We start from the raw sequence: 15,616 nt of genomic DNA, 5'->3' as shown, positions 1-15,616 counted from the left end.
GGGGCGCGGACGGTCAGCACCGCCCGCAGCAACCGGCGGCTGGTGCCGTCATCCAGGTGCTCGGCCCGGCCGGGTAGCAGCCCGAGCCGCCCGGCTGCCGGATCGGTTTCCAGCAGCCCCAGCACGGTGCGGGCGAGCGCGCCGAGCCCTGCGGCCGGCGCGGGGACGGCGGCCGGGCGGAACGGCCGGTCGAGATCGATCGGCTGCCGGTAGCCGGCCAGGTCGAGCAGGCGACTGGTGGCCATGGGCGACTCCTGTGGAAGATGACGGGGCGGACGTACGCTGCCGTCCGCCCACGCACACCGCGGGGAAGGGACGGCAGGTTCGGGTCAGAACAGGCCGTTACCGTGCGGCAGCTCGGCCGGAATGGGGGCGATGACGTCCCAGTGCTCGACGATCTTCCCGTTCTCGACCCGGAACAGGTCGTAGTAGGCGACCGGTACCCCGAACTCGCCCTCGGAGACCACCAGCACGAACTCGCCCTCGGCGATGACCTTGTGGACCTTCTTGTAGACCAGGTTCCTGCCCTGTTCGGCCCAACCGGCCGCGGCCGCACCGAACCCGTCCAGACCGTCCCCCGCCTCGGGGTTGTGCTGGTTGTAGGTGTCGGTGGAGATGTAGTCGGTCAGCACCGTGTAGTCGGCGCCGACGAGAACCTTTTCGGCGAACTCGCCGACCAGAGCGCGGCCGGCCTCGGTCGTGCCCGGCGTGGGGGCGGGCGGCACGTAGCCGACGTCGTCGGGGCTGATGTTCGTCCCCGGCGGGACCAGCTCGTCGATCGCATTGAGGATCTCCGGCGAGAGCCGCACCTCGTCCGCGCCGAGCTGGCTGGTGAGCTGCTCGAGCGTGCGCGGGCCGATCACCGCCGAGGTGACGGCCCGGTGCGAGAGCACGAAGCCCAGGGCCAGGTGGATCATCGAGATGCCCGCCTCGTCGGCCAGGACCGCCAGCTTCTCGGTGACGTCGAGCTTGCGGGCGCGGATCTCCTCGACCTTGAAGTCGAAGTGGTCGCCGTTGCTGGAGGCCCGGGAGCCGGTGGGCAGCGGCGCGTCCCGGCGGTACTTGCCGGTCAGCCAGCCACCGTTCAGCGGGCTCCAGACCATCACTCCCAGGTTGTGGCGCTCGGCCACCGGCAGGACCGCGGCCTCGGCGTGCCGGGCGAGAATCGAGTACGAGGGCTGCTCGGTCGAGAACCGCTCGCGCTGCCGGTGGTCGGCGACCCACTGGGCCTCGACGATCTCCTCGGCGGGGAAGGAGGAGGTACCGATCGCCCGTACCTTGCCCTGGCGCACGAGGTCGGACAGGGCGCCGAGGGTCTCGTCGATGTCGGTCTGCGGATCGGGGCGGTGCACCTGGTAGAGGTCGATCCAGTCGGTGTCCAGGCGGCGCAGGCTGTCCTCGACGGCCTGCATGATCCAGCGACGGGAGTTGCCACGCCGGTTGGGGGAGTCGCCCATCTGGTTGTGGAACTTCGTCGCCAGCACGATCTCGTCCCTGCGGCCCTTGATGGCCCTGCCCAGGATCGTCTCGCTCTCGCCGAACGCGTACACGTCGGCGGTGTCTATGAAGTTGATGCCCGCGTCGAGCGCGGTGCCGACGATGCGCTCGCACTCGTCGTAGTCGGTGTTTCCCCAGGCCCCGAGCATCATCGTGCCGAGACAGAGCGGGCTGACCTGGATGCCGGTGCGGCCAAGCGTGCGATGGTTCACGGCCCCGATCCTGCCAGCCCGACTCCGACCGCTTCATGCCGGGTGTCACCTTTGGCGCGGTTTTGGAAGGGGTGCGTGCGGGCGACCGTGCGTGGCCTCCACATGATCAAGATGTTCACGAGAACGATCGGCGGACGCGCGGGTCCGGACCGGCTCCGCTGTCCGATATCGGACACCGGTTCCACGGGCCTCTGTGTATTTGTACGTGGTCGGAGACACTGGTCCTACCGATCATGTCGAGATCAGTCGTACGCGTGCGATGGGCACCCGAGGGCGGGAGCGTCGATGGGCGAGGTGCGGGGGCGCGTCCCGCTCGGCAACAGGCCGGTCTTCGACACCGCGGACCTCGACGAGGCCCGCGAGCGGGTGGCCGGCGTGTTCTGCCCTCACCGGCTGGAACTCGCCGGTGACCTCTCGCGGCTGGCCGCGCGGCTGAACTCGGCACAGCTGGGCGCCGTACGAGTTAACTACCTGGACTACGGGGCGGACGTCCGCATCGAGCCCGGGGAACTGGGATCCTTCTTCCTGGTGCAGATCCCGCTGGCGGGGAGCAGCCTGATCCGGTGCGGCGGGCAGGAGATCGTGTCGACCCCCCGCCTGGCCTCCCTGCCGTCACCGTCGGAACACCTCGACATGCGCTGGGCGGCGGGCTGTCCCCAGCTGATCGTCAAATTCGACCGGTCGGCGGTCGAGGGCACCCTGGAGCGGATGCTCGGGGAGCGGCTCGACAGGCCGCTCGTCTTCGGCCTGGGCATGGACATGACCACTGGCTGGGCGCGGGCCTGGCGGGCGATGGCCGACCTTATCGTGAACGAGGCCGAGCACGGTGACGGGCTCGCCGCGCAGCCACTGGCGGTCGCCCACCTGGAGAACGCCATGCTCTTCTCCCTGCTCACCGGGCAGCCGTCCAACTACCTGGCACGGCTGAACGCGCCCCGGCCTCCCGCGCTGCCCAAGGTGGTGCGCCGGGCCATGGAATACGTCGACGACCACGCCCACCTGCCGTTGACCACCGACGAGATCGCGGGCGCCGTGGCGGTCAGTGGCCGCTCGCTCCAGGAGGGTTTCCGGCGTCATCTCGGCCTGACCCCGATGACCTATCTCAGAGACGTGCGCCTGGGCCGGGTCCACGACGACCTGATGGCCGGCGATCCCGCCAGGTGCACGGTGACGGGCGTGGCGGCCCGGTGGGGTTTTCCTCATCAGGGGAGGTTCGCGGCGCTCTACCGCGCGCGCTACGGCCAGGCGCCGTCGCGGACGCTGCGCGGCAGCTGACGGTCCGGGACCGACCGGTGCCGGGTGTCCCCGTCCTGCCGCCGCCGTCCTGCCGTCGTGTGGCGGGGCCCGGGGAGGATTCCGCGCCAGGCGGATGGAACCCGCGCTGAACGGATGGCCCGAGTGGCGGCCCCGGCCATACCTTTTCATCAGGTTCCCCCCTCCGTTGAAAAGGAGACATCGTCATGCGCAGAATTCTGGTCGTCGGTGCCGGTCAGGCGGGCCTGCACCTCGCCCTCGGCCTGCTGCGGAACGGCTACGACGTCACCGTCGTCTCCAACCGAACCCCCGATGACATCCGCGGCGGCCGGGTCACGTCGAGCCAGGCCATGTTCGGCATCGCCCTCGGCCATGAGCGTGACCTTGGCCTGGACCTGTGGGCGGATGACTGCCCGCCGATCGACGGGATCCAGTTCGCGGTGGCCGGTCCCGACGGCGAACCGGCCATCCACTGGGCCGCCCGGCTCGACACGCCCGCCCGCTCGGTCGACCAGCGGCTGAAGATGCCCGAGTGGATGGCCGAGGTGGAACGGCTCGGCGGCGAGATCGTCATCCACGACGCCACCGTGGACGACCTGGAGGACTACGCCGCCCGGTACGACCTGGTCCTGGTCGCCGCGGGCAAGGGGGCGATCTCCTCGCTCTTCGAGCGGGACGCGTCGCGCTCGCCGTACCGCGCCCCGCAGCGGGCCCTGGCCCTCACCTACGTCAACGGTCTCGCACCGCGACCGGGGCATTCCGCGGTGTGCTTCAACGTGATTCCCGGGGTCGGCGAGTACTTCGTGTTTCCCGCGCTCACCGTCACCGGTCCCTGCGAGATCATGGTGTTCGAGGGTGTCCCCGGCGGGCCGATGGACTGCTGGGCGGATGTTCACACCCCCGCCGAGCACCTGGCCAGAAGCCGGTGGGTCCTGGAGACCTTCCTGCCGTGGGAGGCGGATCGCTGCGACGGTGTCGAGCTCACCGACGAGGGCGGCGTCCTGTCGGGACGCTTCACCCCCGTCGTGCGCAGGCCTGTGGCGACGCTGCCGTCCGGCGCCCCGGTCCTGGGCGTGGCCGACGTGGTCGTGCTCAACGACCCGATCACCGGGCAGGGGGCCAACAACGCCGCCAAGTGCGCGGCCTCCTACCTGTCCGACATCCTGGAGCGTGGTGAGCGGCCGTTCGACGCGGCGTGGATGGAGCGGGCCTTCGAGCGCTACTGGCAGGGTGCCCGGCACGTCACCGCGTGGACGAACGCGCTTCTCGCGCCTCCGCCGCCGCACGTGCTGGAGATTCTGGGCGCCGCGGGCCGGCTGCCCGAGGTGGCCTCCCGCTTCGTGAACGGCTTCGACGACCCGTCGGACTACGCGGGCTGGTTCATGGATCCGGCCGGGGCGGCCGGGTATCTGGCGCGGTTCGGGAAGTGAGCAGGGGTCATGAGGTCTCTACGCGACGCCCTCGGGCAGTTCGCCACCGGGGTGGCGGTGGTCACCGCCGTCACCCGGCGGGGTGACCGGCTGGGCGTGACCGTCAACTCCTTCACCTCGGTCTCGCTCGACCCGCCGCTGGTCCTGTGGTGCCTGGCCCGGCGGGCTCCCAGCGCACCGGCCTTCGCCGAGGCGGAGCGGTTCGCGGTCAACGTCCTGGCCGCCGGACAGGAGCATCTGTCCCGGCGGTTCGCCACGCCGCTGCCGGACAAGTTCGCCGGGGTGGAGACCCACCCGGCACCCGGTGGGTCTCCGGTGCTCACCGGAACCCTCGCCCACTTCGCCTGCCGTATGGTGAGCACCTACGACGGGGGCGACCACCTCATCTTCGTCGGAGAGGTCGAGCACTTCCGGCGGACGGAGGGCGAGCCGCTGGTCTTCCACTCGGGGGGCTACCGCCTGTTCTCCTCGCCGGACCGGGAGATGGCGTTCGGCGCCGTGGACTGACGCGGTGGCCTCCCTTTTCGGCGAGGCACTGCGGCGCCTGGCGCCTGAAAAACGCAGACCAGACATGATCCGCGGGAGCGACCAGTCACGTCAGGCCCCTGGTTTGAGCTCCTGCCGGATGGCCTGACCCGCCGCGCGGTGCTCGGCGGCGGCAGCCGGGTCCGTCTCGTCGAGCACGGCCGCGATCCCCTCGTGGGCCAGTGCTTCCTCGTAGCGGCCCATCTGGCGCAGGGCGACGCCCAGGCAGTTAAGACACCACGCCTCGTTGTGTTTGTGGCCGTCCTCGCGGGCGAGTTCCAGGGCTTGGTGCAGGTGCTCTGCGGCCTCGTCGGATTGCTCGTGGGCGATGGCCATGCCAAGGGTGATCCGGGCTGTCAGTACGGCCGGCCAGGTGGGGTCGGCGTGCGCGATGTCCAGCACCTCGCGGGCCAGCCGCGCCGCCTCCTCTGGGCCCGGTACGGGGGTTGTGGTGCCGGACCCGCCCAGCCGACTGCCGCGGCTGGGTAGGTCGATCGGCAGTCTTTTCGTACCAGGTGGCGATTTCGCTTCTGCGCAGCGTCGACAGCGGCCGCATCGATCGACTCGGCAGCGGTGCGGCCTGGCTGTGCGCGCCGACGAAGTTGCCGGAGGCTGCCAGGCCGCACTCACTCTTGCGGCGACTGTCTGGACCGGGCCGTGGTCCGGAGGACGGTTTCTAGTTGCCGCCGCGGTTCAGCCAGGCGCGGACTGCGCCGCCGTCATAGACGACCAGATAGTCGGCTTTGCCGTCACCGCTGATGTCGGCGAACTGGACGTACTGGCGGGGGTAGTTGGACGCGTAGGCCCAGTTGTGGCGGGCCTCGAAGCTACCGTTGCCCCCGCCACCGCGGTTGAGGAAGGCGTGCACCGAGCCGTCTCCGCCGACCTGCAGGTAGTCGGCCCGGCCGTCACCGTCGCCGTCGGCGAACCGGACGGCTTCCAGCGATGAGCCCTGGGTGCCGCCGGCCCAGTTGAGCCAGAGCCGCCAGTCTGGGGGCTGTGGCTCGCTACTGACTTGCGCGCTGTTGGGGTCCCACATGTTCCGGTACACGTGGACCGCGCCCGCATCGCTGACCCGCAGGATGTCGTCGCGCCCGTCTCCGGTGACGTCCGCGAAGCGGAGGTTGTTCCGGCTGAACGACTCCTCGCTGAAGACGGTCCCCCAGTGGATGAATTTAAGCTTGTTGTCCGGCCCTGGGAAGTTGAGGTAGGCCCGTACCTTGCTGTCGGAACTGACCAGGAGGTAGTCGTCGCGTCCGTCCCCATTAAGGTCGGCGAACCGCACCTCATCCCCATTGACATCGATCGGTTTGGACACGTCGCTCGTTGCCGGAGCGTACGTGCCCACGTTCACCCAGTCGGGTTGCCCAGGGGTGCCGACGGTGTTCACCGATGCGCGGAAGCTACCGTCTGCGGCGACCTGAAGGTAGTCGGCCCGCTGGTCGCCATTGAGCTCGGCGATGATCGTGCGGCCTATCCTGGTGCCGTATCCGGGCGCGATCACGCCCAGCGCACGCCATCCCGTGCCGAGAGCTGTCCCGCTGGACCCGACGGTAGAGCCCCCCGGGTCGCCGGACCCGACGTTAGAGCCCGTCGGGCCGTCGTCGACGGGAGAGTCCGCCGGGTTGCAGCCGTTGGCTGCATTCTCGGGCAGCGGGGTCTGAATCCAGCCCTTGGCGTCCGCCGCCGATATGGCGCTATACCAGGCGTCGGCCATCTTGGCGTAGCCCGCGTCCGTCGGGTGCGCGTCGTTCTGCAGTCCGTCGCTGACCGGCACCCGCTTCATGTCCACCAGAAGTACGTGCTTGCCCTCGCTTTGCAGGTCCTGCACCATGCCGGGCAGCGCCGCGTTGTATGCGTCGATGCGCGGCTGTAGCCCGGCCTTGCCGGTCGGGATGAGCTTGGCGACCAGCATCGTGGCACGTGGTGAGTGCGTCAGCGCCTGGTTGATCAGTTTCTTGAGCCGGGTGGGCGCCTCCGACAGGTGGTAGTCCTGGTTCATGTCGTTGGTGCCGGCGTGCAGGGTGATCACGTTCGGCTGATACCGCGGCACAGTGCAATAGGCGAAGGCCGCGATCTCGCCGATCCGCTTGCCCGGGTGCCCCTGATTGTCGGGGTCACTCATCGAGCCGCCCTTCACCGACCCGACGAAGTCAACGCTGCTCCAACTGTTCTCCAGATAGGCGTACAACTCGTCGCGGTAGCCGTTCCCATCGGAACTCTCCACGCCGTAGGTGATCGAGTCTCCGAGCGGCATCACCCGCAGCGAGGAGGGACGCGAGGGCCGCAGCCCACCCCAGTCCCTCATTGCTTCGTTGAGCAGGTCCTCCAGTTCCTCGAGCTGGTGGCCGAGCTCATCCGCCCTGTTGGCGACCCCGCTTCCGAACCAGGAGTCGAGCCAGGGCACCCTGGACCTGACCCAGGTACCGACGCTCCTCATGGCGTTGGCGAGATTGGCCTTCGCCCACGGGGCGAGGTACTTCTCCCACAGGAAGCCACCGGCCAGTCCGAGCAGCCCACCGATGATGATCTCGCTGGTCGCCTTAGGGGTGCCCAGGGTTCCGTTGAACGCGTTCATCATGAGCGGCCCCATGATGCCGGTAACGGCGCCCTGGAGGGGGGTGCAGACCAGCGGAATGGTCGCGGCGCCCACCCCGGTGGCCGTCAAGGCCGCGATGCACATCGTCCTGAGCCCGTACCCCGTGGTCCAGGCGATCAGCCCGGCGGCAATCGTCTTCCAGGACCAGGAGGTGGTGACCTCCCCGGCCGGGATGGTGACGACCAGGCCGGCGCCGTTGGAGGTCACGTTCACCGTGCCGTCGAAATTCGGCCACTCCGAGGTATCGACGGTGGCGCCGTCCTGGTTGTCCGCGAGCGTCTGCTTGATCGCGGGGCCCAGTCCGCCGTGCTCCCTGATATCCGCCTGCATCTCCGGCACGATGTCCCGCAGGTCGGCAGGATCCAAGCCGAGGTCCGAGGCGTTGAGGGTGAGGATGAAGTCCTGGTCGGCCGCTCGCGCCGGCGTGGCGGGAGCGATGCCCACCATCGCGGTGGCCACCACGATGGACAGCATGGAGACCAGGAGATGACGGGAAAACAAGGCCACACGGCCAGTCGTACTTCGCGTATTCACGCATGCCTCCGTATTCAGGAGTTGACCATCTCCAGCCCAGACCAAAATGGCGTGAATCCCCCATTAACACTCGCGGGTGGTTATGACGACTTGAGGCGGCCTGGGTGCTAAAGGTGGTCGCAACACCTGACCCTGAGGGGTGTTGCCATGGCCGAGGCGCGTCGGACACGTAAGAAGCGGGGACCCGCTCCGCTCGCGGACAAACGTGATCAATACCTTCGGCTCATGGCACAGGGAATGAGCAACTCGGCCGCGTGCCGGGAACCGGGTATCAACCGCAGGACCGGCACCTGGTGGCGGTACGGACGGACGGTGGTCGATCGAGCCGGCCTCACTCTCCACTCGTCCCGTCCAGAAGTACGCACGGTTGCGCTCGGTGCGTACCGCTGCGGCCCTCGCGCAGCGCTACCCAGACCGGTTCACTGATCTCCTCTGGTACGCGCGGTCCGCCTCGACCCCGCCCACCTGGTCATCTGGGTACTGCTGGCCGGGACGCCCGAGCGGGAACCACCCGAGGTAGAAACGGCCGTTCTTGCTGCTGACGTGCACGTCCGCCCGGTCGTCCACAACCAGGCTGAACTCCTCGGCAGAGAACTGGTTCATGACGAGCGTGGGCCGGGCCGAGCTGCCACTCGCGCAGCCGCAGGGCCTCGGCGGTGGTGGAGAATCCGGGGCTAACGGGAGCCACGGTCACGAGCAGACCACTCTCGGTTCACCCTCATTAGAGGCATGATTGCCGGTGACTTCGAGCTTTCTTGTTCAGCAGTTCGGGTATCGGCTCTGGTCAGCGTGCGATCAGCCTGCCTTGCAGGGGCAGAGCGATGGTCCTGGCAACCCGGCCGTTCTTGATCCAGAAAACCCGGGTGGAGTCTCCGTCGGTGGTGGCGAGTTCCGGGACGGTGTCACCGTCCACGTCGAGCAGTGCCACGTTGGCCCCGCCTTTCCCGATCCAGTCAGGCCGGCGCGGCCCGGCGGCGGAGCCGTACAGGACGGCGACCTCGCCCCTGCCGCGAGCCCCCGCGACGAGGTCGGTGTAACCGTCCTTGTCGACGTCGCCGGCCGCGAGGGAGCCGGCGTAGTCGTTGGCCGGGTCGCTGGTCCCGGCGATGCCGGGCAGAGCCAGTGTCTTCAACCGGCGCTTGTCGACACCCACGGGACCGCCTCGTAGGACGAGAAGCCTGCCGGTGCCGATCCCGGCGATCACGTCGGCGTACTTGCCGCCGTGGAAGCGGCCGACCCGGACTGACCAGCCGAACGGCTCGCGCGTGCACCTGGCGGTGTTCGCCTTGTTGTCGGCACCCTCGACACCGCCCGCGCACGCCTGCACATCCATGACGCGGCCGTCCACATTTCCGCTGGTCACCATGGTGTTTCCAGTGATCGTCACGCCTCTGGCCGACCCTTTGAACACGTGGATGGCCCCGCCGATGTCGTATCCCGGCCGCCCAGACGGCGCAGTGACCACCAGGTCGCTGTAGCCGTCGCCGGTCACGTCTCCGGCCGCCAGCCCGGCGCCGAACAGACGGCTGTGCTGGCTGAAGCCGACCACTCCCGGTGTGTCCTCGCTGAGCCGCAGTGCCCCGGATGAGGTGAGACCGCGGCGGGAGCCGTACAGGACGACGGCGGCGCCGCCGCGCACCGCCGCGGTGTTCAGCGTGGTCTCCGGTGCACCGACGGCGAGGTCGGCGTAACCGTCCCGGTTGAAGTCAGAGGTGGTCAGCGCGTTGCCGAAGCCGTGGCCGGTGCCGAGCCGGGGAACACCGCCCTGGCCGGGGGTGAACCGGCTGCTCCGGCCGACATGGCCGTCCGCGCGCCGGCCGTACAAGATGGTGACCGTGCCGCCGGTGCCGACCGCCACGTCTGCGAGGCCGTCTTTGTCGAAGTCGCCCGTCGACAGCGCGGTCGCGTGCTGGTTCCGGACCGCCGCTCTGCCCTTCAGAGGCTGAATCGTGAGCAGACCGGCGCCACCTACCACCAGGTCGGCTCCGCCGTCCCCGTTGACATCCCCACGGACGGGGCGAGGAGGCAACGAGGCTCCGGTAGCGAGCATGGCCGCCAACACGATGATCACTATGCGAGGGGACATGTAGGGATGCTAAGCGTTCCGTCGGTTACTGCGGCGCCAACGTCAAGCTATGTGACCCATCGAGATAGGTGGCCGAAGCCAAGCGGATTGGGCTGAGTAACAGGATGGCGACTGAGAAGAGTTGGGCGGCCGCCGTGGCTCTTCGGCCGGGCACGACCCCCACCACCACGCGCCCGTGACGATCGGGCGGCCGGTGAGACCGAGGAGGCTCGTCACCGATGTGAACGGACACCAGCCGCACCGATCAGAGCCGTCTCGACCACGAAGCGCCCTTGGTCAGACGTCGGTGGCCGGCTTGAGCAGGCCGGTCTCATATGCTGCCGCGACCGCGGCCGCCCGGTCGTTCACCTCGAGTTTGGCGAAGATATGCAGCAGATGCGTCTTCACCGTCGCCTCGGTGATGAACAGCTTCGCGGCGATCTCACGATTGGTCGCGCCGCGGGCGATGAGCCCGAGCACCTCGATTTCCCGGCGGCTCAGCGTCCGTTGTTCCGGCTTGCGCACCTTGCGCGTCAGCACGTCGGCCACGGAGGGGGACAGCACCGTCTCGCCGCGGGCCGCCGCCCGCACCGCGCGACGCAGGTCGGCGCGCGGGGTGTCCTTGAGCAGGTAGCCGGTGGCGCCCTGCTTGATCGCGGGCAGGACGTCGGCGTCATTGTCGAAGGTGGTCAGGACCAGTACCCGGATGCCGGGCGTCTGTTCGCGCAGCCGGCGGATGACCTCCGCGCCGCTCATCTTCGGCATGCGCAGGTCCATGAGCACGACATCGGGGTTGGTCCGCATGGCCACGACGAGTGCTTCCGGCCCGTCTGCCGCCTCACCGACGACTTCGAAGGCATCGTCGTCGGCGAAGATTCCACGCAGCCCATCGCGGACGACTGGATGGTCATCCACGATGATCATACGAATCGGCATGTCTCACAACGCGTTTCTGGAGTGGTCGGACGATCTTGAATCCGAGTCGGCGGGGATGGCCGGAATGGTGGCGGAGATCCCCGTTCCCTGGCCGGGGGCCGTCTCGATCTCGAAGTTCCCGGCCAGCCGGGTGACGCGCTGCCGCATCGCGATGAGGCCGAAGCCGCCCGCGTTCGAGGAGCCCGCCGCCTCAAGGGTGAAGCCGGCCCCGTCGTCACGCACGTCCAGTGCCACGACGTCCTCCATGTACGACAGGGTGAGGGCGACCCGGGTGGCCGAGGCGTGCTTGCCGACGTTGGCCAGCGCCTCCTGCGCCACCCGCAGCAGGGTGACCTCCACCTCCAGATGCAGCGGCTGGGGGTCGCCGGTGACCGACACAGAGGCGAGTACGCCGGTGGTCTGCGACCATTTCATCGCGGTGTCGTGCAGGGCGGTGGCGAGCTGGGCTTCGTCCAGCGGTGCCGGACGCAACGCCTGGACCGATCGGCGGGCTTCGTTCAGGCTCTCTCTGGCCAAGGTACGCACCGTGTTCAGGGGTGAGCGAACGGCAGGCATGTCGTCGATCACGCGGTCGGCGGCTTCGAGCTGGGTGAGGATGGCGGTCAGACCCTGCGCGATGGTGTCGTGGATCTCCCTGGCCATCCGCTGCCGCTCCGCGAGCACACCGGCCTCACGAGCGCGGGTCAGTAGCTGGGCCTGCAGGTCGGCATTCTCCTCCGCGAGCGCGGCCAGCTTGGCGCCGGTCTCCTGCAACTGCGCGATCATCACCTTGCGATTCTCGTTCTGATCGCGGATGGCGTGGCTGACCAGGCCGATCGCGGAGGCGACCAGCAGTGCGACGAGGAAGGAGAAGAGCATCTGGCTCGGGGTCCGCCCTTGCTCAGGGCGAGCGACGACCAGCACACCGGCTGTCGCAGCCACCCCTGCGTATGCCCACCACCCAGGGATCAGGGTGAAGGACTGGATGAACATCGCCAGGGCCGTCACCGTGAACAGCGTGTCGATTCTGATCAGTGCCCCGATGACGGTGAGCATCACGATGAAGTAAATGATCACCACCACCGGTCTCTCGATCCAGCCGGGATGCGACATGACCATGAACCAGTACCAGGCGCCGGCGAGTAACGCCAGGGCCAGCACCTCCGGCCTCCAGTCCCGCAGTAAGGCGAAGACCGCCGGAAGCAGGATGAAGAGGTACGGCAGGGCGGGCCAGACGCGATCCCAGTGCGAGGCGGCGGGGTCGTCGGCGGCTACCACCGAAACGCCCTGAGGGCGGCGCCACCGGCGACGATGGATATCGCGACCATGACGCCCAGGGTGATCGGGGATGTCGCATCGCCGGCCCAGCCGTCGCGGATTGCCCGGACTGCGGGGGCCATGGGGGTCAGGTCGCCGATGGCACGCATCGAGCCGGACATGGTCTCGCGGGGGATGATGGCGCCGGAGAGGAAGCTCATCGGAAAGAAGAGGCTCAGCCCGATCACCGTCGCGGTGCGGCCACTGGGGACGAGCGCGCCGACGAGGAGGCCGATGGAGCTGAGGCTCAGCGCGCTGAGTATCCACGCCAGGAGAACGCTTCCCGCGTTTACGGGTGCCGTCAGCCCGTAGACGGCCAGGCCGATGACTGTCAACAGCACCGTCCCGAGGGCGGCCAGCAGCATGTGAGCAGCCCACTGGGCACCGAACAGCATGGTGGGCGAGGCGGGAGTGGCGCGCAGCCGCTTCAGCACCCGGCGTTCTCTGTACCCGGCGAGTGTGGCGGGGAGGATGACCAGCGCGGCGAGACCGATGACGAAGATGCTCAGCATCGGCACCGTGGCGTCGACGGCCGGCAGCCCGCCCGGCAGGGGTTTGCCGCTGCGCAACTTGACCCACAGCATGATCGCCGGGAAGGCCAAGGCGAAGAACGCCGACATCGGATCACGCATGATCAGTTTGAGCTCGACCGCGATGACTTGCGTGATGCCTTTCATTCCACTTCCCTTCCGGTCAGCGCGAAGTACGCGCCCTCCAGCGAATCGGATTGCCCCTTTGTGATCAGCTCGCGCGGGCTGCCTTCGGCGATGACCAGGCCCTGGTCGATGATCGCGATGCGGTCGCACAGCGCCTCGGCCTCGTCCATGAAATGGGTGACCAGTACGACGGTGACCCCGCGCTCGCGCATGTCGCGGATCAGACCCCAGGTGTTACGGCGGGCGGAGGGGTCCAGGCCCGTGGTGAGCTCGTCGAGGAAGACGACTTCCGGGTTGCCGACCAGGGCCAGCGCGATGAACAGTCGCTGCTTCCAGCCGCCGGACAGGCTCGCGAAGCCGGCGCGCTTCTTGTCTGTCAGCCCCCACTCGTCCATGATCTCCCGCCAGTCGGCGGGCTTGTCGTAGAAGGAGGCATACATCCGTAACGCCTCACTGACTTTGATCGCGTCGGGCAGGGCTGCCTCCTGCAACTGGACACCGATGCGCTGCATCAGCTTGCGCCGGTCGTTCTGCGGGTCCAGACCCAGCACCCGCAGGGTGCCGCCGTCTCGCCGCCGCAACCCCGACATGCATTCCACAACCGTGGTCTTCCCCGCTCCGTTGGCGCCGACGATTCCGAAGATCTCGCCTCGCCTCACCTGCAGGGAGACGCTGTCCACCGCCTTGCCGGCCCGGTAGCTCTTACTCAAGCCGTCGATCTCGATGACTGTCATGTTTCGAGGATCACCGGTGGGCGACGCTTTCGAAATCCATCGAATGGTTGATGGGAGTCGGCCCTATGCGCCTGGCCACAGCCCCGGCCTGCCGGGCAGGGGGATCGGTCCACCTGGCTCGAAAATCGGTCCGTCAGTGGGCAGACGGAATATCAGCCGGCGGATGCCTCCGACCTCCGTCGGCTACTGCGGAATCGGCGGCACCAGGGAACCGACCTGGTGGTAACCCGCCGGCACCAGCCGGTCGCGGCTGTCGTGAGCATGCGGCGTCTCAACGAGCTGGAGGAGGCCGCAGCCGACCTGCGTGACCTGGCGTTGGTTCTTGTCCGGGCGGCGACCGACACCGGGCGGCGGACGTCGATCGACGATGTCCTTTCCGCCTTTGGGCACACCCGGGAATCGCTGGGCTCGCTCCCAGATGAGGACGAGTAGTGGTGTCTGACGTCGTATTCACCGATCCGGCCATCGATGACCTACGCAGGATCGGCCCGGACGCCGTACCCAAGGTCCTTAAAAAGATTCTCCTGCTGCCGGAGAACCCCGAGGCCGGTTATCCGCTTGGTGGGGAGCTGACCGGACTCCGTAAGCTCGTCGTCGGTCGGAACACCTGGCGGGTCGTCTACCGGATCACCGACGACAAGGCGATTGAGATCTGCGAGATCTGGGCCGTCGGAGAGAGGGCTGACGCCGAGATCTATGCCGAAGCCAAGGTGCGGGTTCGGGCGGTGGGCGGCTCGCGCCCTGATGTCGTCCGCCTCGGTGAGGTCATCGACCGTCTGGGAACTCTGACCGAACACCTCCATGTCGACGAGACACCTGTGCGAGAACCGGTTCCTGACCGGCTCGCCAACCGGTTGATCTACACGGTGGGCATGTCCCGTGAGGAGGTGGCGGCACTCGATCTGGAGAAAGCCGTCGACCTTTGGGCGGAGTTTCGTTCGGGGCCGCGTTAGCCCGCACTCGTCGTACGGCCTCAGGGCTGTTCGGGGTCTCCTTCGTCTCTCAAGTCGCCGTCCTGTCGAGAAAACCGACGACGCGGGTGTTCAGGTCGGAGGCCTCGTGCCATGGCATCGCGTGGTGGGAGAGGCCCGGCAGCACCGCGGTCTCCGCGTGCGGCAGGAGGCGGGTGACGGCGGACGCGACGCGGTGAGGGGGATGGGCCCTGCCACGCCCGGCGAGGAGCACAAGAGTCGGCGTCGTAAGTGTGCGCAGTAGTCCGGGCTCGGGCTGCTTCCCGGTCACGATTTTCGCGTCCGGGAACTCCGCGGCCAGGCCGTACAGCCGCAGCCAGGCGGGGTCGGTTTCCACGCCGCCGGTCTCCCACGCCAGGAAAGCTCGTGCGCGTGAGGCCGTCGGCCGGATGAGGGACGGCAGCGCGCGTGCCAGATATCCCACCCGGAATCCTCCGAAACACTGCGTCGGATCGAGGAGAACGAGCCGCCGGACCCGCTGAGGTGCGTGGAGGCCGTATGTCAGGGCGACCCACCCGCCGTAGGAGTGCCCGCACACGGCGACGTTTCCGACCCCGAGCCCGTCGAGCACCCCGTCCAGCCAGCCGAGCAGGCCGGGGATGTTGCGAGGAGGCCGCTCGCCCCGGACGCTCCGTCCCGGCTCGCCGATGCGGTCCACGGCGTACACCCGATGCCGGCGTGCGAACTCGGCGACGTTGGCGAACCACATCGCCGCGGTGGTGCCACCGCCGTGTAACAGGATCAGTGGCGGGCCGTCCGGGGGCCCGCACGCGTTCACCCGTGTCGTTCCGTACGGCGACGGCAGGTCGATCGGCTCGACCTGGACCGGCCAACGCTCCAGGACCGCGTCATAGGCGGCGAGGAAGGCCGCGTTCGCGCCGTGGCCATCACCGGACATGCCTCACCT

The 15,616-nt window shown here is 68.5% G+C and carries 16 protein-coding genes; 5 read left to right on the top strand and 11 right to left on the bottom strand.

Going from position 1 to position 15,616, the window contains the following annotated elements; all coding sequences use genetic code 11:
* Window positions 1-245 (bottom strand): hypothetical protein (locus ABZ260_RS13905; protein ID WP_355616640.1); only part of this gene is annotated, 245 nt, incomplete at its 3' end.
* An 84-nt stretch (window positions 246-329) separates the two neighbouring features.
* The gene (locus tag ABZ260_RS13900) at window positions 330-1,709 is read right to left on the bottom strand and encodes an aldo/keto reductase (RefSeq protein ID WP_355616638.1); all 1,380 of its coding nucleotides are present in this window, start codon (window positions 1,707-1,709) and stop codon (window positions 330-332) included.
* A 285-nt stretch (window positions 1,710-1,994) separates the two neighbouring features.
* On the opposite strand from ABZ260_RS13900, the gene ABZ260_RS13895 reads away from it, so the two are divergent.
* The 3 genes from ABZ260_RS13895 (at window position 1,995) to ABZ260_RS13885 (ending at window position 4,900) form a co-directional block, all read left to right on the top strand.
* On the top strand, window positions 1,995-2,984 hold the full coding sequence (locus ABZ260_RS13895; RefSeq protein WP_355616636.1) for an AraC family transcriptional regulator: 990 nt from the start codon (window positions 1,995-1,997) through the stop codon (window positions 2,982-2,984).
* Window positions 2,985-3,169: 185 nt separating this feature from the next.
* Window positions 3,170-4,393: a styrene monooxygenase/indole monooxygenase family protein gene (locus ABZ260_RS13890; RefSeq protein WP_355616634.1), complete on the top strand. Its 1,224-nt coding sequence runs from the start codon at window positions 3,170-3,172 to the stop codon at window positions 4,391-4,393.
* Between the two features lie 9 nt (window positions 4,394-4,402).
* Window positions 4,403-4,900 (top strand): flavin reductase family protein, encoded by a 498-nt coding sequence (locus tag ABZ260_RS13885; RefSeq protein WP_355616632.1) that lies wholly within the window; start codon window positions 4,403-4,405, stop codon window positions 4,898-4,900.
* A gap of 90 nt (window positions 4,901-4,990) precedes the next feature.
* On the opposite strand, the gene ABZ260_RS13880 is transcribed toward ABZ260_RS13885, so the two are convergent.
* The 8 genes from ABZ260_RS13880 to ABZ260_RS13845 form a co-directional block, all read right to left on the bottom strand.
* On the bottom strand, window positions 4,991-5,320 hold the full coding sequence (locus tag ABZ260_RS13880) for a tetratricopeptide repeat protein (protein WP_355616630.1): 330 nt from the start codon (window positions 5,318-5,320) through the stop codon (window positions 4,991-4,993).
* Between the two features lie 274 nt (window positions 5,321-5,594).
* A complete protein-coding gene (locus tag ABZ260_RS13875; RefSeq protein WP_355616628.1) occupies window positions 5,595-8,024 on the bottom strand; it encodes an FG-GAP-like repeat-containing protein in 2,430 nt (809 codons plus the stop codon).
* Between the two features lie 432 nt (window positions 8,025-8,456).
* A complete protein-coding gene (locus ABZ260_RS13870) occupies window positions 8,457-8,654 on the bottom strand; it encodes a hypothetical protein (RefSeq protein ID WP_355616626.1) in 198 nt (65 codons plus the stop codon).
* Between the two features lie 181 nt (window positions 8,655-8,835).
* A complete protein-coding gene (locus ABZ260_RS13865) occupies window positions 8,836-10,137 on the bottom strand; it encodes an FG-GAP-like repeat-containing protein (protein ID WP_355616624.1) in 1,302 nt (433 codons plus the stop codon).
* Window positions 10,138-10,413: 276 nt separating this feature from the next.
* A complete protein-coding gene (locus ABZ260_RS13860; protein WP_350928544.1) occupies window positions 10,414-11,040 on the bottom strand; it encodes a response regulator transcription factor in 627 nt (208 codons plus the stop codon).
* Window positions 11,041-11,055: 15 nt separating this feature from the next.
* Window positions 11,056-12,309, bottom strand: a complete 1,254-nt coding sequence (locus tag ABZ260_RS13855) for a sensor histidine kinase (protein WP_355616621.1) — start codon at window positions 12,307-12,309, stop codon at window positions 11,056-11,058.
* On the bottom strand, window positions 12,303-13,025 hold the full coding sequence (locus ABZ260_RS13850; RefSeq protein WP_355616619.1) for an ABC transporter permease: 723 nt from the start codon (window positions 13,023-13,025) through the stop codon (window positions 12,303-12,305). Before ABZ260_RS13850 ends, ABZ260_RS13855 begins: the two co-directional genes overlap by 7 nt.
* Window positions 13,022-13,738 (bottom strand): ABC transporter ATP-binding protein, encoded by a 717-nt coding sequence (locus tag ABZ260_RS13845; RefSeq protein ID WP_355616617.1) that lies wholly within the window; start codon window positions 13,736-13,738, stop codon window positions 13,022-13,024. The genes ABZ260_RS13850 and ABZ260_RS13845 overlap by 4 nt, the downstream gene beginning before the upstream one ends.
* Before the next feature lie 219 nt (window positions 13,739-13,957).
* Between ABZ260_RS13845 and ABZ260_RS13840 the strand changes: the two genes are divergently transcribed.
* Both ABZ260_RS13840 and ABZ260_RS13835 read left to right on the top strand, forming a co-directional pair.
* The gene (locus tag ABZ260_RS13840; protein WP_355616615.1) at window positions 13,958-14,170 is read left to right on the top strand and encodes a prevent-host-death family protein; all 213 of its coding nucleotides are present in this window, start codon (window positions 13,958-13,960) and stop codon (window positions 14,168-14,170) included.
* A 2-nt stretch (window positions 14,171-14,172) separates the two neighbouring features.
* Window positions 14,173-14,691, top strand: a complete 519-nt coding sequence (locus tag ABZ260_RS13835) for a type II toxin-antitoxin system RelE/ParE family toxin (protein WP_355616613.1) — start codon at window positions 14,173-14,175, stop codon at window positions 14,689-14,691.
* Between the two features lie 49 nt (window positions 14,692-14,740).
* Here ABZ260_RS13835 and ABZ260_RS13830 read toward each other — a convergent pair whose 3' ends face one another.
* Window positions 14,741-15,607: an alpha/beta hydrolase gene (locus ABZ260_RS13830; RefSeq protein WP_355616611.1), complete on the bottom strand. Its 867-nt coding sequence runs from the start codon at window positions 15,605-15,607 to the stop codon at window positions 14,741-14,743.
* Window positions 15,608-15,616: the final 9 nt, after the last annotated feature.

This window comes from Streptosporangium sp. NPDC006013 (assembly GCF_040614275.1).
Lineage (GTDB): Bacteria > Actinomycetota > Actinomycetes > Streptosporangiales > Streptosporangiaceae > Streptosporangium.
The sequence above is the reverse complement of the archived record's forward strand: the minus strand, read 5'-3'. Positions and strand labels throughout refer to the sequence as shown.